Raw genomic sequence first — 20,813 nt, 5'->3', positions numbered from 1 at the left:
TGGTCAGCCCAGCCGCCCGTGACGCCGGGCGGCGAGAGGATCTCAGATGGAGCGGTCCCGGATGGCCCGGTTGACGGCGGAGATCACGGCTTTCAGGGAGGACGTGCTGGTGTTCGAATCGATGCCGGTGCCCCACAGGACCCGCTCCCCCACCGCGCACTCGACGTAGGCGGCCGCCAGGGCGTTGCCGCCCTCGCTCAGCGCGTGTTCGCTGTAGTCGAGCACTCGGACGTCGACGCCGTCCTTGCTCAGGATGTCCAGCAGGGCGGCGATGGGGCCATTGCCATGGCCTGTGCGGTCCACGATCTGGCCGTCCACGCGCATCGCCGCGTGGAGGGTCACGGCGCCGTCCTCGTCGGACTCGGTGCGGGTGGCGCCGAGAGCATAGCGGCCCCACTGCTGCGCGGCATCCTTCGCGGGCAGGTACTCATCCTGGAACGCCTTCCAGAGTTCGTCCGCGCTGACCTCGCCGCCGACCGTGTCCGTACGGCGCTGGATGACGCCGGAGAACTCGATCTGGGCACGGCGAGGCAGGTCCAGGTGGTGCTCGGACTTCAGCAGGTACGCGACGCCGCCCTTGCCGGACTGGGAGTTCACACGGATGACCGCCTCGTAGCTCCGGCCCACGTCCTTGGGGTCGATCGGCAGGTAAGGGACCTGCCAGGTGAACTCGTCCACCTCGACTCCGGCGGCCTGGGCGTCCTGCTCCAGAGCCTCCAGCCCCTTCTTGATGGCGTCCTGGTGGGAACCGGAGAAGGCGGTGAAGACCAGGTCGCCGCCGTACGGGGAACGCTCGGGGACCGGCAGCTGGTTGCAGTACTCCACGGTCCGCCGGATTTCGTCGATGTTCGAGAAGTCGATCATCGGGTCCACGCCCTGGACGAACATGTTCAGGCCCAGCGTCACCAGGTCGACGTTGCCGGTGCGTTCACCGTTGCCGAACAGGCAGCCCTCGATGCGGTCGGCGCCCGCCAGGTAACCGAGCTCCGCGGCGGCGACGCCGGTGCCCCGGTCGTTGTGCGGGTGCAGCGAGAGGATGATGCCTTCCCGCGGGTGCAGGTTGCGGTGCATCCACTCGATGGAGTCGGCGTAGACGTTGGGGGTCGCCATTTCCACGGTGGCCGGCAGGTTGATGATCACCTGGCGGTCGGCCGAGGCCTCGAAGATGTCCGCGACCGCGTTGCAGACCCGGACGGCGTATTCCAGCTCGGTGCCGGTGAAGGACTCGGGCGAGTACTCGTACGTGACGTTGGTGTCCGTCAGCGTCTCCTCGTACTTCTTGCACAGCCGGGCGCCCTGCAGGGCGATGTCCAGGATGCCGTCCTCGTCCTGCTTGAACACGACGCGGCGCTGGAGGGTGGAGGTGGAGTTGTACAGGTGAACGATCACGTTCTTCGCACCGGTGATCGCCTCATAAGTGCGCTCAATCAGGTGCTCGCGTGCCTGGGTGAGGACCTGGATGGTCACATCGTCAGGGATGTGGTTGCCTTCGATCAACTGACGGACGAAATCGAAGTCCGTCTGGGAGGCGGAGGGGAACCCGACCTCGATCTCCTTGTAGCCCATGCGGACCAGCAGATCGAACATCTTCATCTTGCGGGCCGGGCTCATGGGGTCGATGAGCGCCTGATTCCCGTCGCGCAGATCGACCGCGCACCAGCGGGGCGCCGTGGTGATCCGCTGGTCCGGCCAGGTCCTGTCTGGCAGATCGACGGTGATCTGCTCGTGGAACGGGATGTAACGGTGGACGGGCATGCCCGAGGGCTGCTGTGCATTTCGCATGTGATTTCCAGTGCCTTTTACTCGTGAGGGCTGTCAAGATAGCCGGGCGCAACAGACTCCGCGACGAGGGAGCCCAGCTTCACAACGGTAAAGAATCAGGCCTCGCCACGGCAGCTAAGAAGAAGCAGCCCTGCATGCACGTTGTCAGGTTAGCACGTGCTTAGGATGAGGGTGTCCCGCATCACCACGATGTCCACCATGTGGCCCGAGCAGGGCCATCCTGCAGAGGAGCGATTCCCCTTTGAATCCATCCGGTATTGAACTCGGCCACGTCGACCCCGGCACGCGAGCCCAGGATGACTTCTACCGCCACGTCAACGGCGCTTGGCTGTCCTCCACCACCATCCGCGACGACCGTTCGCTCGAAGGCACCTTCACCGCACTCCGTGACGCCTCCGAGGAGGCGGTGCGGACGCTCATCGAAGACGCCGCAGCGAGGGGCCAGCAGGAGGGCGGGATCGCCGCCCAGATCGGCGGGCTCTACGCGAGCTTCATGGATGAGGAGCGTGTCGAAGCCCTCGGCCTGGAACCGATCCGCGAACGTCTTGCGGCACTGGCCGGACTCGACAGCCCCGAAGCGGTCATCCGCCGTGTGGGCGAACTCTTCCGCGCCGACGTCCCCGGCCTCTTCTACCTCTATCCCTCCCCCGACGCCGGAGACCCCACCCGCGTCCTGCTGTACCTCGGGCAGTCCGGCCTCGGTCTACCGGACGAGAGCTACTACCGCGAAGAGCAATTCGCGGAGACGGTCGCCAAGTACCAGGAACACCTGGGACGCATCCTGGCCCTCGCCGAGTGGGAGGATCCCGAAGGCGCCGCGGCCCGCATCGTGGAACTCGAGCGCCGGATCGCCGCCACGCACTGGGACAAGGTCACACTGCGCGACCCGCAGAAGACCTACAACCTCCGCACCGCGGAAGAGTTCTCAGAAGTGTTCCCTCTCGCCGGCGCCTGGTTCGAAGCCGCGGGGGTCGACCCGTCGATCTGCTCCGAGGTGGTCCTCAGCACCCCGGACTACTTCCCGGCGCTCCTGGGTCTGCTGTCCTCGGAACCGGCCCAGAGCTGGAGGGACTGGCTCGCCGCGAGGATCGTCGGCTCGGCGGCCCCGTACCTCTCGTCCCCCTTCGTGCAGGAGAACTTCGCGTTCTACGGCACCGTGCTCAGCGGGACCCCCGAACTGAAGGAGCGCTGGAAGCGCGGAGTCGCCGTCGTGGAGGATGCTCTCGGCGAGGCGATCGGCGAGCTGTACGTCCGCAAGCACTTCCCGGAGAGCCACAAGGCCCGGATGGAGGAGCTGGTCGGAAACCTCGTCGAGGCGTACCGCAGCAGCATCACCGGACTCGACTGGATGGGCGAGGAGACGAAGACCCGTGCCCTGGCGAAGCTGGACTCCTTCCGGACCAAGATCGGCTACCCGGCCAAGTGGACCGACTACTCGTCCGTGATCATCGACCCCACGGATCTGCTGGGGAACGTCGAGCGCGCCCATAGCGCCGACGTCGACCGCCACCTGGACGAAGTGGGCAAGGAGGTGGACCACGAGAAGTGGCTCATGACGCCTCAGACGGTCAACGCGTACTACCACCCGGTGCTGAACGAGATCGTGTTCCCGGCGGCCATCCTGCAGCCGCCGTTCTTCCAGGCGGACGCCGATGACGCGGTCAACTACGGCGCGATCGGCGCGGTCATCGGCCACGAGATCGGTCACGGCTTCGACGACAAGGGCTCGCAGTACGACGGCGACGGCACCCTCCGCAATTGGTGGACCGACGCCGACCGCGAGGCCTTCGAGGGGCGCACCCGCCGTCTGGTCGACCAGTTCAACGCCCTGGAACCGGCGGAGGCGCCGGGCCATCACGTGAACGGTGAGCTGACCCTCGGCGAGAACATCGGCGACCTCGGAGGACTGGGCATCGCGTACAAGGCCTACCTAGCCACGCTCGACGGCGGAGAGGCCCCGGTCCTCGACGGCCTCACGGGAGCGCAGCGGTTCTTCTTCGCCTGGGCCACCAGCTGGCGCCAGGTGATCCGCAGCGAAGAGGCGATCCGCCGCGTGACGATCGACCCGCACTCCCCCAACGAATTCCGGGCCAACGCGACCGTGCGGAACCTCGACGCGTTCCACGAGGCGTTCGACGTCCAGGAGGGCGATGCCATGTGGCTCCCCGCGGAGGAGCGCGTCCGTATCTGGTGACCGCCTCTGGCGACCGCATGAGAAACGGCGAGGGCCGTGAAGAGGATTCCTCTTCACGGCCCTCGCCGTTGTGCGTGCCGGCGCCCGCCGCTCAGCCGCTGAAGGCCGTCTGACAGGTCTGGTCCGCGGCGGTCTGCCCCACGATGTCCTTGGGCAGCTGGATCACCTGGTAGGCGGTGCCGGTGGTGAAGTCGGTGCCCACGACGACCTGGACGCCCAGGATGTCCGCGCTCGGCTTCAGTTGCGCCTGCGGGATGCCCAGCGCCGTGGCGACGTTGACCGCAGCCCCGCGGTAAGCCGAGGAGTAGTACACGACCGTCTTCGCGTTCGTGTCGGCCGGCACGGCCTCCTGCACCAGGAAGCCCTTGGCCAGCAGGAACGTGTTGAGTTCCTGACTCCGGCCTTCGATGCCGGTGGCATTCGCCACGGTCACGGGCGCGGTCGACTGATCCACGGCGGGAACGGCCTTCTTCGTGGCGGTCGGAGTCGGCGTCGGAGTGGACGACGGCGTCGCGCTGGGTTTGGGCTTGGGCTTCGGCGGGTTGGGGTTGGTGAGGTCGACGCCTTCTCGCATGGCCTTGAAGAGCTGTCCCGCGTCGGGTTCCTTCGGCTGCACCCAGGCGGTCGGATTCACGTCGGACGGCTCCCACGGCACCGTGACGAACGCGACCTTCGCGAGGTCCACCTTCTGCAGGCGCTGCGCGATGGTGATGAGGGTCTGAGGATTCGCCAGGCCCTCGTCCACCGTGAGGTTCTTGGTGACCGTGTCGGCGATGCCCAGGAGCTTCGGGATGTTGGTCAGTGTGCCGTCGCTGCGGACCTTGCGGGCCAGGGAGGCCAGGAACTGCTGCTGCGACTTGATGCGGGTGATGTCACTACCGTCGCCCACACCGTGGCGGTTGCGCAGGAAGGCCAGCGCCTGATCGCCCTGGACCAGCGACTTGCCGGCGGGCAGCTTGAGGCGTGAGTCAGGATCGTCGATCGGCGCGTTGACGCAGACCTCGACCCCGCCCACCTCATTGGACAGCTCCTTGACGGCGTTGAAGTCCGCCATCATGAAGTGGTCGATCTCCAGTCCGGTCAGCTTGTTGATGGTGTCCACCGTGCAGCCAGGCCCGGCTTCGGACATGGCGCTGTTGATCTGCGCGTTCGGGCGGGGCGCCTTGACCTGCTTGGTCTTGGGGTCGATGCACTGCGGAATCGACACCACGAGATCGCGCGGGAAGGACACCATGCTCACCCGCTGGTTGTCGGCGGAGATGTCCAGCAGCATCATGACGTCCGAGTTCCCGTAGCCGGAGGACTGGTCGGAGGTGCCGTACGCCTTGTTCTTGCCGTCGCGGGTGTCGGTGCCCATGATGAGGATCTGCAGACGGTCGGTGGCATCGTTCAGGCCGCCTTTGTCACGGCCCGACGCCGTCAGGGGCGCGGTGTTCAGATTGCCCTGAAGACGGAAGTACCAGTAGCCGGCGAACCCGAGCACCGCAATGAGGGCGACGCTGACCACCCACGCCGTGATCTTCACCCACAGCGGGGCTCCGGACGGGCGGGTCAGGTGGCGTGCTTCGTGCACCTTGGCATCAGACGCGTGAGCACGCGCTTTGCGGCGCGTGTCATCCGCCCGTCGTGCGGCTTGGGGTGGCTTGGTCACTCAAAGGGCCTTTCGAAACAAACAGAACCGTCCCATCGTAGAGCCGTTTTCTGCATTTGAGCTGACAGATCCCCGAAGAGCCCTGCTCAGAAGCCCATCCGCCCCAGCTGCTTGGGGTCCCGCTGCCAGTCCTTCGCCACCTTCACGTGAAGGTCGAGGTACACCTTGGTGCCGAGCAGAGCTTCGATGCCCTTGCGTGCCCGGGTGCCGACCTCCTTGAGGCGGCTGCCCGCGCGGCCGATGATGATGGCCTTCTGCGAGGGACGCTCCACGAACAGGTTGACCCGGACGTCCAGGAGAGGATTGTCCTCCGACCGGCCTTCCCGGGGGACGATCTCCTCCACCACCACGGCCAGGGAGTGGGGCAGCTCGTCCCGCACCCCTTCCAGTGCCGCTTCGCGGATCAGCTCGGCCACCATGACCGCTTCCGGCTCATCGGTCAGTTCACCGTCCGGGTAGAGCGGCGGGGACTTCGGCATGTAGGAGATCAGCACGTCCTCCAGCGTCGTCACCTGGAAACCGTCCTGAGCCGAGACCGGGACGATGTCCCGGAACCCGTCGCCGCCCAGGATCTCCTGACCCATGGCGTGGACCGAGAGCAGCTGCTTCCCGAGGTCCTCCTTGCTCACCAGATCAGCCTTGGTGACGACCGCGATGATCGGCTTCCGGCCGAGCATCGCCAACTGCTGCGCGATGAAGCGGTCACCGGGTCCGACGGCCTCGTTGGCCGGGAGACAGAATCCGATCGCGTCCACTTCGGACAGCGTTGCCGCCACCAGGTCGTTGAGGCGCTGACCCAGCAGCGTGCGGGGGCGGTGCAGGCCCGGGGTGTCCACCAGGACCAGCTGCGCATCCGGGCGGTGCAGGATGCCCCGGATGGTGTGCCGGGTGGTCTGCGGCTTGTTGGAGGTGATGGCCACCTTCTGACCCACGAGGGCGTTGGTCAGTGTCGACTTGCCCGCGTTGGGTCGACCCACCAGGATGGCGAATCCCGCCCGGTGGTCCTTGTCCTGCGGTGTGGGCATGAGCCCGTCAGTGCGTCCCGACATCAGTCCTCTTCCTCTCGGGACTCTGCGGTCCCACGTTCAGTTTCGTTCGACTCCTGGGCCAGGACGTGGTGCACACGATTCCTCCGGCCCTCAATGCTCAGCGCTTCCAGCCTCAGCCCATGGGTGAACGTGACGCTGCCCAGGATGGGGACCCTGCCGAGAGCTTTGGCGAGGAGCCCGCCGACGGAGTCCACGTCGTCGTCCTCGATCTCCCGGTCGAAAAGCTCGCCCAGGTGATCGATCGGCATGCGGGCGTTCACCCGGAAGATCCCGGGGGCCAGCTCGACGAATTCCGCGGCCTCGGAATCGTATTCGTCCACGATCTCCCCGACGATCTCCTCGATGAGATCCTCGAGGGTGACCAGGCCGGCGGTGCCACCGTATTCGTCGATCACGATGGCCATGTGAACCTGCTCGGTCTGGAGCTCCTTGAGCAATTCCGCCACCGGCTTCGACTCCGGCACGAAGCGCACGGGCCGCATGAGGGCGAGCAGGCCGATCGACGAGTCCGGACCGCGGCCGAACAGCGCCGCAGCCACGTCTTTCAGATACAGGATGCCCAGGACGTCATCGGCGCTCTCCCCCACCACGGGGACCCGGGAATTGCCGCTGCGGAGGAACAGGCTCATCGCCTGTTCCAGCGTCTGTTCGCTGCCGATGTGGACGATGTCGGTCCGGGGCACCATGACGGCCCGGACCAGGGTGTCCTCCAGGTCGAAGACGCTCTGGATCAGCTCGGCTTCGCCCTCTTCGATCAGCTCGGAATCACTCGAGCGCTCGAAAAGCTCCCGGACCTCGGCGCTGGTGAGCGAGCCGAGCTCGTCGTGCGAATCCACGTCCGCGCCATGCGAGGACGGCAGGACCGCCGTGCCGAAGCGCTGCAGCCACTCCGGGACCGGGCCCAGGATGAGCCGCAGGAAATGAACGAGCGACGCCGTGTACCGCACCGTCGCGGTGGGATGGAGCCGGCCGAGACGGCGCGGCGAGACTCCCACCAGGACGAAGCCGACGATCGCCATGACCGCCGTCGCGATGAGACCGGCGAGCCACACGTTCTCGATCAGCCCGGACACCGCCAGGGTGAGGGCGACGGCGCCGGCCATCTCGAACCAGACCCGCCAGAACCGCAGCGACCTCAGATGCGCCTGGGCGTCCGCGAGAACGCGGTGTGCCGCGTGCTGGGGCCGGGATTCGGCCAGATCGTCGAGCGCGTGACGGGGCAGGAAGGCGAGAGCCGACTCAGCCGCCGAGAGAACGGCCCCGATGACCAGGAACGCGACCGTCAGGACCAGCAGTACCGCCAGGGTCATTCGGTGGTCTCCAGAGGGGCGTCCTTGCCCAGGAAGGAGGAGAGCAGCTGCCGCTGAAGACCGAACATCTCGGCCTTCTCCTCCGGCTCGGCATGGTCGAAGCCCAGAAGGTGCAGAATGCCGTGGGTGGCGAGCAGGAGCATCTCCTCCTCGGTGCTGTGGCCGGCGTTCTTCGCCTGGATCTCCGCCACCTGCGGGCAGATGGCGATGTCGCCCAGCATGCCGGCAGGCGTGATCCGGCCGGGCGCGCCCGGGGTCAGCTCATCCATCGGCACGGAGAGCACATCGGTGGCGCCCGGCTCATCCATCAGCTCGATGTGGAGCTTCTCCATCGTGGGCTCGTCCACCAGCAGGACGGAGAGTTCGGCCTCGGGGTGGATGTAGAGCTCGTCGAAGATGAACCGCGCGAGCCGGACGATGTCCTCGGCGTTGGCGTCGACGCCGGATTCGTTGTTGACCTCGATGCTCATGCGGTGGCTCCTGGCTCGGTGCTGCTGTGCTCTGTATTGCTGTGCGCTGTGTTGTTGTGCGCTGTGTTGTCCTGCACGGTGGTGTTGTCCAGGCGGGCGGCCGGACGGGACGGGGTGCGACGGCGCTGCACGCCGCGCTGCTGTTCCTCATCCCAGTGGTTGTACGCGGTCACGATGTCCCCCACCAGGCGGTGGCGCACCACGTCGCTGGCGTCGAGGACGGAGAAGTTGATGTCCTCGATGCCGGCCAGGATGCCCTGGACGATCTTCAGGCCCGACGTGGTCCCGCCCGGCAGATCCACCTGGCTGGTGTCCCCCGTGACGACCATCTTGGACCCGAAGCCCAGACGTGTGAGGAACATCTTCATCTGCTCGGGAGTGGTGTTCTGGGCCTCGTCCAGGATGATGAAGGCCTCGTTGAGGGTGCGCCCGCGCATATAGGCGAGAGGCGCCACCTCGATGGTGCCGGCGGCCATGAGACGTGGGATCGATTCCGGGTCCATCATGTCGTGCAGGGCGTCGAAGAGAGGACGCAGGTAGGGGTCGATCTTGTCGTTGAGCGTGCCGGGCAGGAATCCGAGCCGCTCACCCGCCTCGACGGCAGGGCGCGTCAGGATGATCCTGGTGACTTCCTTGTTCTGCAGCGCCTGGACCGCCTTGGCCATGGCCAGGTACGTCTTGCCGGTGCCGGCCGGACCGAGTCCGAACACGATCGTGTTCTGGTCGATGGCGTCGACGTAGCTCTTCTGGTTGAGCGTCTTCGGCCGGATCGTACGACCGCGACTGCTGAGGATGTTCTGGGTCAGGACCTCGGTGGGCGTGGGCACGGTGCGTGCGCTCAGCATGCCGAGGAGCTGGACCACCAGTTCGCGAGTGACCGGCGTGCCCCGTTCCGACAACGACTTCAGCTCCAGCACCAGACGGTGCGCCAGCTGCACGTTCTCGGTGGGCCCCTTCAGCGTCAGCTCGTTGCCACGCACGTGGAACGTCACGCTGGGGAAGGCTGCTTCGAGGCCGCGCAGGGTTTCGTCGTGGGCGCCCAGCGCCCGCACCATCGCCGTGCCCGTGTCGAAGAGGACCACTTCGGTCCGCGAGAGGGGCGTGCTGTGCGGGAAGTCGGCGTGACCTGACAGGGCCCCCGATGGCATGGTTTCTTCGCTCATGGTGCCGGCCCTCGTGACCGGGTATCCCTTTCCTGGAAATCGTGCGGCCATGCAGTCCATGGCCTGCTGAAAGTCTACGTCAGGACGCCGGACGGTCACGGCTTGGGCACAGCGGGGTATCAATCGGATTGCACTTCGGCCGCCCACCCGTCCTGGCGCCCGGCGAGCCGATGCGCTGTGGCAAGGTGGAGTGCGGGGCGTGCTGATCAGCAGGCCCTTTCGCATGGGCGACCACCGGCCACCAGCCGGGGAAGCCCTCCATCTGGATCAGGAGAGGCACGGTGAGCATGGTCAGCACGCGACGACGTCGGCGACTCCCTGCGCGCCTTCTGGCCCTCCCGCTCGCGGCCGCGCTCCTGTCCGCGTGCACCGCGACGCCCTCCGGGACCGTCTCCTCCGGCCTGCCGGATCCGCAGTCACTGGCCACCTCCGTGCCGGAGGTCAGCGCCGCTCCGAGCGGCACGGCGGACACCGAGACCCAGGTGCAGATCTACTGGATCGGACGCACGGGCGGCAACGCCTATCTCTTCTCGGAACCCCGCAAGACGGGGGCCGTGGACGATCCCGTCACGTCCGCTCTCAAGGTCATGATGGCTCAGAAGCCCGAGGACCCCGACTACTTCACCGCCTGGCAGGCCCCGCACCGTCTGGCGGCTTCGATCTCCGGGGCCTCCACCATCACGGTCGATGTCAGCGCCGATGCCTTCTCCAAGAACCTCGACCCGTCCATGGCCAAGCGGGCTCTGCAGCAACTGGCGTTCACGGCGGTGTCCGCCGCCCGCGCGTCGGGGATGGTCGATTCTTCGGTGGAACCCGACGTCGTCCTCCTCATCGACGGACGCAATGACGTCGAGGCGTTCGGCTCGATCCCGCTCAACCTCCCGTTCCACCGGGACCTGGCGTTCCTGTCCCCGGTCCGCATCATGGTCCCCCAGGACGAGGCCGTGCTCAGTTCGGGGACGCTGTCCTTCAACGGCGTGGTGCTGGGAGGTCAGAAGAACGTGACCTGGTCGATCTCCCCGGCCGGCTCCCCCGCCGGTCAGGATGTGATCTCCTCCGCCACGGTGGCCCTGACGAAGGCGGCGGAGAAGGTGGGCCGGTTCAGCGCCCGGACGGTGCTGCCGAAGGGTCACTACGAGCTGACCGTGTCCACCATCGTTCCCGGCGGCTCACAACCGGTCGAGGATTCGAAGAGCGTCACCATCCGCTGACGCCGCAGCGCCCCGTCAGGTCACCAACGGCCGAGGACGGTGCTCGCCACCACCAGGGCCGCCGGCCCCGCCGAGGAGGACCGCAGCACATGCGGTCCGAGCAACGCCATCCGCGCTCCAGCGGCTTCGAAGGCCGCCACCTCCGCCGGGGAGATCCCGCCTTCCGGACCCACGATCAGCAGGACATCGCCTTCCAGCCCCGCCACCTCATCGAGTTGCGAAGCCAGGGACGTGCTCGCATCCTCGTGGAGGATGAACGCCTTGCCGCCCTGGGCGATCCGCCGGGCGAGCCCTGCGGAATCGAGAACGTCTTCGACCTCCGGGGTCCGGGCCCGGCGCGACTGCTTGGTGGCCGCCCGGACCACCGACCGCCACTTGGCCAGGGCCTTCGCCGCCCGATCGCCGCGCCAGCGAACGATCGACCGGTCCGACTGCCACGGGATGACGCCGTCGATCCCCAGCTCGGTGGCGCTCTCGATAGCCTGTTCGTCCCGGTCCCCCTTGGCGAGGGCCTGCACGAGGATCAGCCGGGGCGACGGCGACGGCTCGCGCACGATCTCCAGCGCGCGCACCACCAGCTCGCCGGAGTCGGACGACTCGACCTCACCGATGACACGGGTCCCCTGCTCGTCGACGAGATCCACGCCCTCCCCCGGGGAGAGCCGCTTGACCGTCACAGCATGCCGGGCCTCGGCGCCGTCGACGGTCACCAGGCCTGAGGGTTCCACCCGGTCGAGAGAGCCGGCGGGGGCGAAGAAGACCGGGTTGCTCATGGCTCAGAGGTTGCCGAACTTGTCGCGGAGCTTGGCGAACATCCCGCCGCTGCTGGCGAGCCTGCCTTCGGTGAACTCCTCCTCGCGGAGACCGGCGAGCTTGCGGAGGAGCTCTTCCTGTTCGGCGTCGAGCTTCGTCGGGGTCTCCACCTGGATGCGGACCTTCAGATCGCCACGGCCGTATCCGCGCAGGTGTGTGACGCCCAGCTCGTGAAGGGTGATCACCTCGCCGGACTGCGTGCCGGGCTTGATGGTGATCGACTGCGGCCCGTCGAAAGTCTCCAGCTCGACGTCGGTGCCGAGGGCGGCCGCGGTCATGGGGACCTTGAGAGCCGCGTGCAGGTCGTCGCCGTCGCGCGTGTAGGTCTTGTCCGGGTTCACCTTCACCTGGACGTACAGATCGCCCGAAGGGCCACCGGCGATGCCGGCTTCACCGTGGCCGGAGAGCTGGATCCGGGTCCCGGTGCTCACGCCCGCGGGGATCTTGATGGACAGCGAACGATGCGAACGCACCCGGCCCTGGCCGTTGCACTCATTGCACGGATCCTTGATGACGGTGCCGAAACCCTGGCAGCTGGGGCACGTGGCGGCCGTCATGACCTGGCCCAGGATGGAGCGCATGGGGCGCTGCACCTGACCGGCGCCGTGGCAGATGTCGCAGCGCTCCGGACTCGTGCCCGGCTGGCAGCAGCTCCCGTCACAGGTCTCGCACACCACGGCCGTCTCCAGCTCGAGCGTCTTCTCCACGCCGAACACGGCGTCCTTGAGATCGATCCGGACCTCGACCAGCGCGTCCTGACCTCGCCGCACACGGGAGGCCGGGCCGCCGGCCGCGCCGCCGCCACCGAAGAAGGTGTCGAAGATGTCCTGGAAGGCGAAGCCGGAGCCGGAGTACCCGCCGAAGCCGTTGTCGGTGCCGTTCTCATTGCCCGTGGTGTCGTAGACCCTGCGCTTCTCGGGATCCGAGAGGACCTCATAGGCGTGCGTCACGGCCTTGAACTGCTCGGCGGCGTCATCCGCGGAGTTGACGTCCGGGTGGAGGGTCCGCGCGAGCTTGCGGTAGGCCTTCTTGATCTCCTCGCCGCTGGCGTCGCGCGGGACTCCGAGGACTTCATAGTGACTGCTCACGTGTGTGTACTTCTCTTCCTCTGTTGGGTGACTTGCTGTGGCGTCGGGCGACCGGTGAGGTCACCCCGCCAGAATCCGTGAAAGATAGCGTGCGACGGCGCGCACCGCCGCCATGGAGGACGGGTAGTCCATGCGCGTGGGGCCGAGGACGCCCACCTTCGAGGCGGAGCCCTTGCCATAGCCGGTGGCCACCACCGAGGTGCCCGCGAGTTCGTCGAACGGGTTCTCGCGCCCGATGCTGATGGCCACGCCGTGCTGATCCTGGTGCATCTCGGTCAGGAGCCGCAGCATGACCACCTGCTCCTCGAGAGCCTCCAGCACCGGCCCGATGCTCAGCGGGAAGTCCATCGTCGCGCGGGCGAGATTCGCGGTGCCCGCCAGGACGATCCGGTCTTCGGCGCTCGAATCGAGCAGGGAGAGCAGCGCCGCGGCGAGGACGGCGGCCGGCTGCTGCAGGCCGGGCGTCACCGTCGCGGTCAGGACCGGGACGGTCTCCCGGAGGGTGTCGAGCGGCTGGTTCGCGCACCCCGCCAGGAACATCGTCCTCAGCACGGCGACGTCCGACTCGGCCAGGACCTGACCGAGGTCCACCACGCGCTGGTCCACCGATCCCGTGTCGGTGATGAGCACGAGCAGCACCTGCGAACCGCCGAGCGCGACGACCTCCAGGTGCCGCAACCGGGCCTGGCTGGCCTTGGGATACTGCACCACGGCCACCTGGCGGGTCAGCTGGGACAGCAGGCGGGCCGAACGCTCCAGCACGTCATCGAGATCAGAGGCGCTGTCCAGGAACGAGTGGATCGCGCGGCGTTCTGCGGCGGACAACGGCTTGACCGAGGCGAGCTGGTCCACGAAGAGCCGGTATCCCTTGTCCGTGGGAATACGGCCGGCGCTCGTGTGCGGGGCCGCGATCAGCCCCTCCTCCTCGAGTGCCGCCATGTCATTGCGGATGGTCGCGCTGGACACGCCCAGCTGATGGCGCTCGACCAGGACCTTGGATCCCACGGGCTCGCGGTAGTGGACGTAGTCCTCCACGATCGCGCGCAGGACTTCGAGACGACGAGGATCACTCACTCGGCCACCTCCACATGCTCTTGCTCTTCGGCGTTTCTCTTAGCACTCTACCTCTCTAAGTGCTAATTCTAGTATGCCTGCCCCGGACCCGGGACATCACCAGGCGGAGAACAGCAGGAGGCTTCATGTCCATCCATTCCTGGGGACCTCAGGACCTCAGCGCACCCGCCAAGAAGCAGCTGCGCGAAGTGCCGGTGGAGCGGGGCATGGTCCTCGAAGAAGTGCAGACGGGCTGGGTCGGCGCCGTGACGCGCGTGGAGAAGTCCGGCGGGATGCACATCCTCAGCCTCGAGGACCGCCGGGGCAAGGAGCGTTCCTTCCAGCTCGGGTTCGGATTCCTCCTGGACGGCGAAGCGGTCAAGGTCGTCCCGCCACGGGCCGCCCCACCGGCCCAGCAGGGACCGCGCCGGACCGCCAGTGGGTCGCTCCACGTCGACACGAAGGCCCGCACGGCCCTCGCCAGCCGGATCTGGGTGGAAGGCAAGCACGACGCCGAACTCGTCGAGCGCGTCTGGGGCGACGACCTGAGGGTGGAGGGCATCGTCGTCGAACCTTTGCACGGCATCGACGATCTGGAAGCGGCTGTGGCGGCCTTCGCTCCCGGCCCCGGCCGCAAGCTCGGCATCCTGGTCGATCACCTGGTGCCCGGTTCGAAAGAACAGCGGATCGTCGACGCCCTGATGCGCAAGCCGGGCGTCAGTGGGAACGTCCTGGTGGTGGGCCATCCGTACGTCGACGTGTGGCAGGCCATCAAACCCCAGACGCTCGGCATCCCGGCCTGGCCACAGATCCCCCGTGGCACGGACTGGAAGACCGGCATTCTTCAGGCCTTCGGCTGGCCTCATGCCACGGCCGAGGACATCGGCCTGGGCTGGCAGAAACTGCTCTCCACGGTCCGAAGCTACGCTGACCTGGAACCGAGCCTCCTGGGGCGTGTCGAGGAGGTCATCGATTTCCTCACGGCCTGACCTCCCAGCCACTATGCTGAGTAGGAAACGCCGTCACAGGCCCTGCCTGTGATCCGGAACTATCTCAGGAGTAAGTGCTGTGTCTGACGCATCCGGTCCGAAGCCCCAGGGAGCATCCTCCCCGGGTGATCAGCCGCGCTCCGCGTCCGGCATGAACGGCGGCCCGGCCCAGAACAACCCCGCACAGAGCAATCCAGGCCAGAACAACCCGGGTCAGACGCCCGGCGAGCACCCGTACACGGGCGCCAGCGCCGTGCCGGAGCCCCTGAGTTCCAGCGAGGACCGACAATGGGCCATGCTGGCCCATTTCGGCGGCATCCTCGGCTTCATCCCCTCGCTCCTGATCTACCTGATCTTCAAGGACCGCGGGCCCTTCACGGCCCAGGAGTCGAAGGAAGCCCTCAACTTCACCCTGCCGCCCACATTGGTGGCGGTCGTGGCGAACATCCTGAGCCTCATCCCCTGGATCGGCGGGATCTTCGCGGTCATCGCGGCCCTGATCTGGATCGCCCTCACCGTGTTCTCCGTGATCGCGGGCATCCACGTCAACCGGGGCCAGCCGTACCGCTACAAGTACAACCTGCGGCTCCTCAAGTAGCCGAAAGGCGGAACCCCGCGAAGGGGTTCCGCCTTTTTCATGCCCTGAAGGCCTTCGGGTGCTGGACGCCCCTGCTGATCGAGCCGGGTCAGTCCGGCAGCAGACGGCGCACGACGGCGTCGGCCAGGAGGCGGCCCCGCAGGCTCAGCCGCACGGTGCCCTTGAAGGCGGCCTGGGGGTCGATCAGTCCGTCCGCGATCAGGCCCGCGACGGCGGTGCGCCCCTCGGCGTGGAGCGCCGAGGTGGGCAGGCCCTCAGCCAGCCGGACGCGCAGGAGGACGTCCTCGAGGTAGCGCGTGCCGCCGTCGAGCACTTCCTTGCCCGCGGCAGGTGAGACGCCATCGCCCAGGCGCTGTGCGTACGCGCGTGGGTGTTTGACGTTCCACCAGCGGACCCCTCCGACGTGCGAGTGGGCGCCGGGACCGATCCCCCACCAGTCGTCGCCTCGCCAGTACGCGAGGTTGTGGCGGCACTCCTGGCCCGGTTCGCGCGCCCAGTTGCTGACCTCGTACCAGTCGAAGCCGGCCGCGGCGAGGCGCTGCTCGGCGAGTTCGTACTTGTCCGCATGGTCGTCGTCGTCCACATCGGGGACTTGGCCGCGCCGGATCTGGGCTGCGAGCTTCGTGCCGTCCTCGATGATGAGGGCGTAGGCGCTCAGGTGGTCGGGTTCGCAGGCCAGGGCGGCGTCCAGGGAATGCTCCCAATCGGCCAGCGACTCCCCCGGGGTCCCATAGATGAGGTCCAGGCTCACGTTGAGGCCGGCGGCACGGGCCCATTCCACCACCTGCGGAACCCGCTCGGGCCGGTGGACCCGGTCCAGGGTCTTGAGCACGTGCGGGACGGCGGACTGCATGCCGAAGGACACGCGGGTGAAACCGGCGTCCGCGAGCCGTGCCAGGGACTTCTCGGTCACCGTCTCCGGATTCGCCTCGGTGGTGACCTCAGCGCCCGGTTCCAGGCCCCAGAGATCCCGGGCACGGCCCAGAAGGGCTCCCAGTTCGTCCGGATTCAGCAGGGTCGGCGTGCCTCCACCGAAGAACACGGTGGACACGGGGCGTGACGGAACGCCGGAGCGCTCCAGGACTCCGGCCGCGAAGTCCAGTTCGGACAGCGCGGTGCCGGCGTACTCGTCCTGGCTCGCGCCGCCGCCGAGTTCCGTCGCGGTGTAGGTGTTGAAGTCGCAGTACCCGCAGCGGACCGTGCAGTACGGCACGTGGATGTACAGGCTGAAGGCGCGCTCCTGCGCGCCTTCCCGGGCCTGAGGATCCAAGAGCCCGTCCGCGGGAGCCGGGTCACCGAGAGGAAGCGCACTGGGCATGGGCTACTTCTTGGCCTTGTCCTTGCCGTTGCCTTCGTCGTTGCTCAGCGCGGCGATGAAGGCTTCCTGCGGGACCTCGACGCGGCCCACCATCTTCATGCGCTTCTTGCCTTCCTTCTGCTTTTCGAGCAGCTTGCGCTTACGGCTGATGTCACCGCCATAGCACTTGGCGAGCACGTCCTTGCGGATGGCTCGGATGTTCTCTCGGGCGATGATGCGCGCGCCGATGGCGGCCTGGATGGGGACTTCGAACTGCTGACGGGGAATGAGTTCCCGGAGCTTGGAGGTCATCATGACGCCATAGGAGTAGGCCTTGTCGCGGTGGGTGATCGCGCTGAAGGCGTCCACCGTCTCGCCCTGGAGCATGATGTCGACCTTGACCAGGTCGGCGACCTGGTCGCCGTCGGCCTTCCAGTCCAGTGAACCGTAGCCGCGGGTCTTGGACTTCAGGGTGTCGAAGAAGTCGAAGACGATCTCCGCCAGCGGGAGCCGGTACCGGATCTCCACGCGGTCCTCCGAGAGGTAGTCCATCCCGCCCAGGATGCCTCGCCGGGACTGGCACAGCTCCATGATGGCGCCGACGAACTCGTTCGGCGCCAGGATCGTGGCGGATACCATCGGTTCGCGCACCTCAGCGACCTTGCCGACCGGGTATTCACTCGGGTTGGTGACGTGGACGATCTTCTTGTCCTCGAGGGTCACCTCGTACTCCACGTTCGGAGCGGTCGAGATCAGATCCAGCTTGTACTCGCGCTCCAGACGCTCACGGGTGATCTCCAGGTGGAGCAGGCCGAGGAAGCCCACGCGGAAGCCGAAGCCGAGGGCCGCGGAGGTCTCCGGCTCGTACACGAGCGCCGCGTCGTTGAGCATCAGCTTCTCCAGAGCGTCACGGAGCACCGGGTAGTCCGTGCCGTCCAGGGGGTACAGACCGGAGAAGACCATGGGCTTGGCGTCCTCGTAGCCGCCGAGGGACTCCGACGCGGGCTTGTGCAGCGTGGTGACGGTGTCACCGACCTTGGACTGGCGGACGTCCTTCACACCGGTGATGAGATAACCGACCTCGCCGACACCCAGCCCCTTGGTCGGCACGGGCTCCGGAGAGCTCACGCCGATCTCGAGGAGTTCGTGGCTCGCCTTGGTGGACATCATCTGAATGCGCTCACGCGGCGACAGCTTGCCGTCCACGACGCGGACGTACGTGACCACGCCACGGTAGGTGTCATACACGGAGTCGAAGATCATGGCACGCGCAGGCGCGGCCGGATCGCCCACGGGCGCCGGCAGGTCCTGGACGATCTTGTCCAGGAGGCCTTCGACGCCGACGCCGGTCTTGCCGGACACCATCAGCACGTCCTCGGGCTTGCCGCCGATGAGGTTGGCCAGCTCCGCCGCGTACTTCTCCGGCTGGGCCGCGGGCAGGTCGATCTTGTTGAGCACGGGGATGATCGTCAGATCATTCTCCATGGCCAGATAGAGGTTGGCCAGCGTCTGGGCTTCGATGCCCTGTGCGGCGTCCACCAGAAGGATCGCGCCCTCACAGGCGGCCAGCGAGCGGGAGACCTCATAGGTGAAGTCCACGTGACCCGGGGTGTCGATCATGTTCAGCGCGTAGTTCGTGCCGTCGAATTCCCAGGGCATGCGGACAGCCTGGGACTTGATGGTGATGCCACGCTCGCGCTCGATGTCCATGCGGTCCAGGTACTGGGCCTTCATGTCCCGGGGCTGAACCACGCCGGTCAGCTGCAGCATGCGGTCGGCGAGGGTCGACTTGCCGTGATCAATGTGCGCGATGATGCAGAAGTTGCGGATCACGGACGGATCAGTCGCGGCGGGCACCGGTGCAGTGCGGGCCATGGGAGACACTCAGGAGTCCTTACTGTTGCCTTCGGTCGGTCCTTCCGGCGCGGTTCCGGCTCGAAGCCGGGCATGCGGAACAGGACCGTGGGGTCAGATCAACCATTCTCCCACGTTTCGGCCCACTTCTCCTCACGCACACCGGCACGGCCGCGGCGGTCTCCCTGGGTACGCTGGACCACATGGCCGGCTTGTTCTCACGCATCCTCAGGTTCCTCGGCGCCACGCCGCGCCGCACACCCCGCGTGAGGCGCGGCACGGCCGGCGGATATCCCGGCGACTTCACCGGCGTCGTGCCCGTGAGCTATTCACCGCGGGCCGACGGCAAGGCCGATCCCGGCGAGATCGTGTGGACGTGGGTCCCCTTTGAAGAGGACCCTCGGCAGGGCAAGGACCGGCCTGTCCTTCTGGTGGGCGAGGACGGCCCGTGGCTGCTCGGCCTCATGCTGACGTCCAAGGACAAGAACAACGGCGCGCATCGGGACCCCGCCTACGTGGACATCGGCTCCGGTCCCTGGGACCGCGAAGGCCGGCCCAGCGAGGTCAAGGTCAACCGCGTGGTGCGGGTCGACCCCGCCGCCATCCGGCGCGAAGGGGCCGTGCTCGACAAGCGGCGATTCGCCCAGGTCAGCGACGGCCTGCGCCGCGCCGGACACTGAGTCTTTGGCCATCCGGGCCGGGATTCTGCTAAGATCATTTGCTGTGTGTCCGCACAGGTCGACGGACACTGATGATTGGCTGCCATAGGCATCCCCACGCCGCTCAGTCAATGGCCAATCTGACGCCCTCTAGACCCATCCGTCATTACAAGAGAGTTCACTAAGTGGCTAACATCAAGTCTCAGAAGAAGCGCATCCTCACCAACGAGAAGGCTCGCCAGCGCAACGTCGCTGTCAAGTCTGAGCTCAAGACCCTCATCAAGACCGTCAACGAGGCGGTCGAGGCTGGTAACAAGGATGCCGCTGAGTCCGCCGTGAAGGCGGCCAGCCGTAAGCTGGACAAGGCTGTCAGCAAGGGCGTCATTCACAAGAACAACGCTGCCAACCGCAAGTCCGCGATCAACAAGAAGGTCAGCGCTCTCTAAGAGAACCGCTGCGGCCGATCGCTGACGCGACAGGCTGACACCTCACTTGCTTCGGAGTGGCCGGTCCCCCAGGGACCGGCCACTCTTGCGTTAAATGTGCGGTGCGGCCCGCATTCGACGTGAAGGTGTTCGACGTCAAACGCAGGCCGCACCGTGGCGCTACGGTCTGAGGCTCTCTCTGCCGCTCCCCCTCAGCGGCTCCGGACGGAGGATGCCACGAGGTGGACCACGCGTTCGACCGCGTAGACGGGATCACGGGACAGTCCCTTCACCTGGGCATCGGCCTCGGCCACGGCCCGGACGCACAGGCGCAGCTGTTCCGGGGTCCACCGGCGGACTTCCCGCTGCGCTTGCTCCACGAGCCACGGCTGCATCCCCAGATCACGCGCCACCTGGGCGGCGGAGCCACGGCTGCCGGCCACCCGGGCCAGCGTCCGCAGCTTGGCGGCCAGGGCCGCCACGAGAGGCACCGGGTCCGCACCGGAATCCAGGGCGTAGCGGAGGGTGGCCAGCGCACCGGCGGCGTCGCCGTCGAGCGCGGCGTCGGCGACCTTGAACGACGTCGCCTCGATACGGCCGCCGTAGTACTTCTCGACATCATCCGCGGTGACCGTGCCCGTGGTGTCCTCGATGAGCTGAACGCAGGCTGCGGCCAGTTCGGCGGTCTGCGAGCCGACCGCGTTGACGAGGGCCACCACCGCCGGTCCTTCGATGCGACGGCTGGCCGCGCGGAACTCGGAGGTGACGAACGCGTTCTTGTCGGTATCGCGCTTCAGGGGCTGGCAGTCCACCACTGGCCACCGCGACTTCACGGCATCCAGGAGCTTCTTGCCCCGGTTGCCACCGCCATGGCGGAGCACGACGACGGCGTCCTCCGCCCCCGAGGTGCTCAGCTCCAGCGCGTCGGTAAGGAACGCGTCGTTCATGGCTTCCAGCCGCGAGACCTCGATGAGTTTGAATTCGCCGAAGAGCGACGGGCTGCAGGCCATGAGAAGCGCCCCGGGCTGGTAATCCGAAGCGTCGAAGCTCGTCACCTCAAGGTCGGGGTGAACCTGGCGGAGCTGACTGCGCAGCAGATCACGGGCACGCTGGGCGAAGTACTCCTCGGGGCCGGAGAGGAGGACCAGCGGTGCGGGCTGGATGTCACGCCAGTTCAAGGCGGTGGATGCGGCGGCCTTCGCCATCG

The 20,813-nt window shown here is 67.2% G+C and carries 18 protein-coding genes; 6 read left to right on the top strand and 12 right to left on the bottom strand.

The annotated features are described in order from the left end of the window. Nucleotides 1-42: 42 nt before the first annotated feature. Nucleotides 43-1,782, bottom strand: a complete 1,740-nt coding sequence (leuA, locus tag QFZ52_RS06805) for a 2-isopropylmalate synthase (RefSeq protein WP_307496868.1) — start codon at nt 1,780-1,782, stop codon at nt 43-45. A 241-nt stretch (nt 1,783-2,023) separates the two neighbouring features. On the opposite strand from leuA, the gene QFZ52_RS06800 reads away from it, so the two are divergent. Further along, a complete protein-coding gene (locus QFZ52_RS06800) occupies nt 2,024-3,976 on the top strand; it encodes a M13 family metallopeptidase (RefSeq protein WP_307496867.1) in 1,953 nt (650 codons plus the stop codon). 91 nt (nt 3,977-4,067) lie between these two features. Here the strand turns inward: QFZ52_RS06800 and QFZ52_RS06795 are convergent, their stop codons facing one another. From QFZ52_RS06795 to QFZ52_RS06775, 5 genes are all read right to left on the bottom strand, one after another. Continuing rightward, complete coding sequence (locus tag QFZ52_RS06795) at nt 4,068-5,549, bottom strand: LCP family protein (RefSeq protein ID WP_307496866.1); 1,482 nt, start codon at nt 5,547-5,549, stop codon at nt 4,068-4,070. A 164-nt stretch (nt 5,550-5,713) separates the two neighbouring features. Then, nucleotides 5,714-6,676 carry a GTPase Era gene (gene era, locus QFZ52_RS06790; protein WP_307496865.1) on the bottom strand — a complete coding sequence of 321 codons (963 nt, stop codon included), beginning with the start codon at nt 6,674-6,676 and terminating at the stop codon, nt 5,714-5,716. Further along, nucleotides 6,676-7,986, bottom strand: coding sequence for a hemolysin family protein (locus tag QFZ52_RS06785; RefSeq protein WP_307496864.1), 1,311 nt, complete (start codon nt 7,984-7,986; stop codon nt 6,676-6,678). Before QFZ52_RS06785 ends, era begins: the two co-directional genes overlap by 1 nt. Further along, complete coding sequence (gene ybeY / locus QFZ52_RS06780; RefSeq protein WP_066212595.1) at nt 7,983-8,456, bottom strand: rRNA maturation RNase YbeY; 474 nt, start codon at nt 8,454-8,456, stop codon at nt 7,983-7,985. Before ybeY ends, QFZ52_RS06785 begins: the two co-directional genes overlap by 4 nt. After that, entirely contained in the window at nt 8,453-9,619 is a 1,167-nt protein-coding gene (locus QFZ52_RS06775; RefSeq protein WP_307496862.1) for a PhoH family protein, read from the bottom strand. The genes ybeY and QFZ52_RS06775 overlap by 4 nt, the downstream gene beginning before the upstream one ends. Before the next feature lie 281 nt (nt 9,620-9,900). Between QFZ52_RS06775 and QFZ52_RS06770 the strand changes: the two genes are divergently transcribed. Next, nucleotides 9,901-10,830, top strand: coding sequence for a GerMN domain-containing protein (locus QFZ52_RS06770; protein ID WP_307496861.1), 930 nt, complete (start codon nt 9,901-9,903; stop codon nt 10,828-10,830). Between the two features lie 20 nt (nt 10,831-10,850). On the opposite strand, the gene QFZ52_RS06765 is transcribed toward QFZ52_RS06770, so the two are convergent. Genes QFZ52_RS06765 through hrcA form a run of 3 tightly spaced genes read right to left on the bottom strand, consistent with a single transcriptional unit; the run spans nt 10,851 to nt 13,805 of the window. Beyond that, nucleotides 10,851-11,603 (bottom strand): 16S rRNA (uracil(1498)-N(3))-methyltransferase, encoded by a 753-nt coding sequence (locus tag QFZ52_RS06765; protein WP_307496860.1) that lies wholly within the window; start codon nt 11,601-11,603, stop codon nt 10,851-10,853. Nucleotides 11,604-11,606: 3 nt separating this feature from the next. After that, nucleotides 11,607-12,731, bottom strand: a complete 1,125-nt coding sequence (gene dnaJ, locus QFZ52_RS06760; protein ID WP_307496858.1) for a molecular chaperone DnaJ — start codon at nt 12,729-12,731, stop codon at nt 11,607-11,609. Nucleotides 12,732-12,791: 60 nt separating this feature from the next. After that, a complete protein-coding gene (gene hrcA, locus QFZ52_RS06755) occupies nt 12,792-13,805 on the bottom strand; it encodes a heat-inducible transcriptional repressor HrcA (protein ID WP_307496857.1) in 1,014 nt (337 codons plus the stop codon). Between the two features lie 125 nt (nt 13,806-13,930). Between hrcA and QFZ52_RS06750 the strand changes: the two genes are divergently transcribed. Together QFZ52_RS06750 and QFZ52_RS06745 are read left to right on the top strand one after the other, a co-directional pair. Then, on the top strand, nt 13,931-14,773 hold the full coding sequence (locus QFZ52_RS06750) for a DUF3097 domain-containing protein (protein WP_307496856.1): 843 nt from the start codon (nt 13,931-13,933) through the stop codon (nt 14,771-14,773). Between the two features lie 151 nt (nt 14,774-14,924). Further along, nucleotides 14,925-15,371, top strand: coding sequence for a DUF4870 domain-containing protein (locus tag QFZ52_RS06745; RefSeq protein WP_373425705.1), 447 nt, complete (start codon nt 14,925-14,927; stop codon nt 15,369-15,371). 88 nt (nt 15,372-15,459) lie between these two features. Here the strand turns inward: QFZ52_RS06745 and hemW are convergent, their stop codons facing one another. Together hemW and lepA are read right to left on the bottom strand one after the other, a co-directional pair. Continuing rightward, nucleotides 15,460-16,689 carry a radical SAM family heme chaperone HemW gene (hemW, locus tag QFZ52_RS06740; RefSeq protein ID WP_307496854.1) on the bottom strand — a complete coding sequence of 410 codons (1,230 nt, stop codon included), beginning with the start codon at nt 16,687-16,689 and terminating at the stop codon, nt 15,460-15,462. Nucleotides 16,690-16,692: 3 nt separating this feature from the next. Continuing rightward, a complete protein-coding gene (lepA, locus tag QFZ52_RS06735) occupies nt 16,693-18,552 on the bottom strand; it encodes a translation elongation factor 4 (protein ID WP_307496853.1) in 1,860 nt (619 codons plus the stop codon). A 173-nt stretch (nt 18,553-18,725) separates the two neighbouring features. Here lepA and QFZ52_RS06730 point away from each other — a divergent pair, with 173 nt between their 5' ends. Both QFZ52_RS06730 and rpsT read left to right on the top strand, forming a co-directional pair. After that, entirely contained in the window at nt 18,726-19,202 is a 477-nt protein-coding gene (locus tag QFZ52_RS06730; RefSeq protein WP_307496852.1) for a type II toxin-antitoxin system PemK/MazF family toxin, read from the top strand. A gap of 164 nt (nt 19,203-19,366) precedes the next feature. After that, complete coding sequence (rpsT, locus tag QFZ52_RS06725; protein WP_307496850.1) at nt 19,367-19,627, top strand: 30S ribosomal protein S20; 261 nt, start codon at nt 19,367-19,369, stop codon at nt 19,625-19,627. A 191-nt stretch (nt 19,628-19,818) separates the two neighbouring features. Here rpsT and holA read toward each other — a convergent pair whose 3' ends face one another. After that, complete coding sequence (gene holA / locus QFZ52_RS06720; protein WP_307496849.1) at nt 19,819-20,811, bottom strand: DNA polymerase III subunit delta; 993 nt, start codon at nt 20,809-20,811, stop codon at nt 19,819-19,821. Nucleotides 20,812-20,813 lie beyond the last annotated feature (2 nt).

It is taken from the genome of Arthrobacter woluwensis (genome assembly GCF_030816155.1).
Lineage (GTDB): Bacteria > Actinomycetota > Actinomycetes > Actinomycetales > Micrococcaceae > Arthrobacter_E > Arthrobacter_E woluwensis_A.
The sequence above is the reverse complement of the archived record's forward strand: the minus strand, read 5'-3'. Positions and strand labels throughout refer to the sequence as shown.

Coding starts and splice junctions, on each gene's coding strand:
- era (WP_307496865.1), bottom strand. CDS start 6,676: ATGTCGGGACGCACTGACGGGCTCATGCCCACACCGCAGGACAAGGAC.
- ybeY (WP_066212595.1), bottom strand. CDS start 8,456: ATGAGCATCGAGGTCAACAACGAATCCGGCGTCGACGCCAACGCCGAG.
- QFZ52_RS06765 (WP_307496860.1), bottom strand. CDS start 11,603: ATGAGCAACCCGGTCTTCTTCGCCCCCGCCGGCTCTCTCGACCGGGTG.
- leuA (WP_307496868.1), bottom strand. CDS start 1,782: ATGCGAAATGCACAGCAGCCCTCGGGCATGCCCGTCCACCGTTACATC.
- QFZ52_RS06745 (WP_373425705.1), top strand. CDS start 14,925: ATGAACGGCGGCCCGGCCCAGAACAACCCCGCACAGAGCAATCCAGGC.
- hemW (WP_307496854.1), bottom strand. CDS start 16,689: ATGCCCAGTGCGCTTCCTCTCGGTGACCCGGCTCCCGCGGACGGGCTC.
- QFZ52_RS06785 (WP_307496864.1), bottom strand. CDS start 7,986: ATGACCCTGGCGGTACTGCTGGTCCTGACGGTCGCGTTCCTGGTCATC.
- QFZ52_RS06750 (WP_307496856.1), top strand. CDS start 13,931: ATGTCCATCCATTCCTGGGGACCTCAGGACCTCAGCGCACCCGCCAAG.
- holA (WP_307496849.1), bottom strand. CDS start 20,811: ATGGCGAAGGCCGCCGCATCCACCGCCTTGAACTGGCGTGACATCCAG.
- QFZ52_RS06730 (WP_307496852.1), top strand. CDS start 18,726: ATGGCCGGCTTGTTCTCACGCATCCTCAGGTTCCTCGGCGCCACGCCG.
- QFZ52_RS06775 (WP_307496862.1), bottom strand. CDS start 9,619: ATGAGCGAAGAAACCATGCCATCGGGGGCCCTGTCAGGTCACGCCGAC.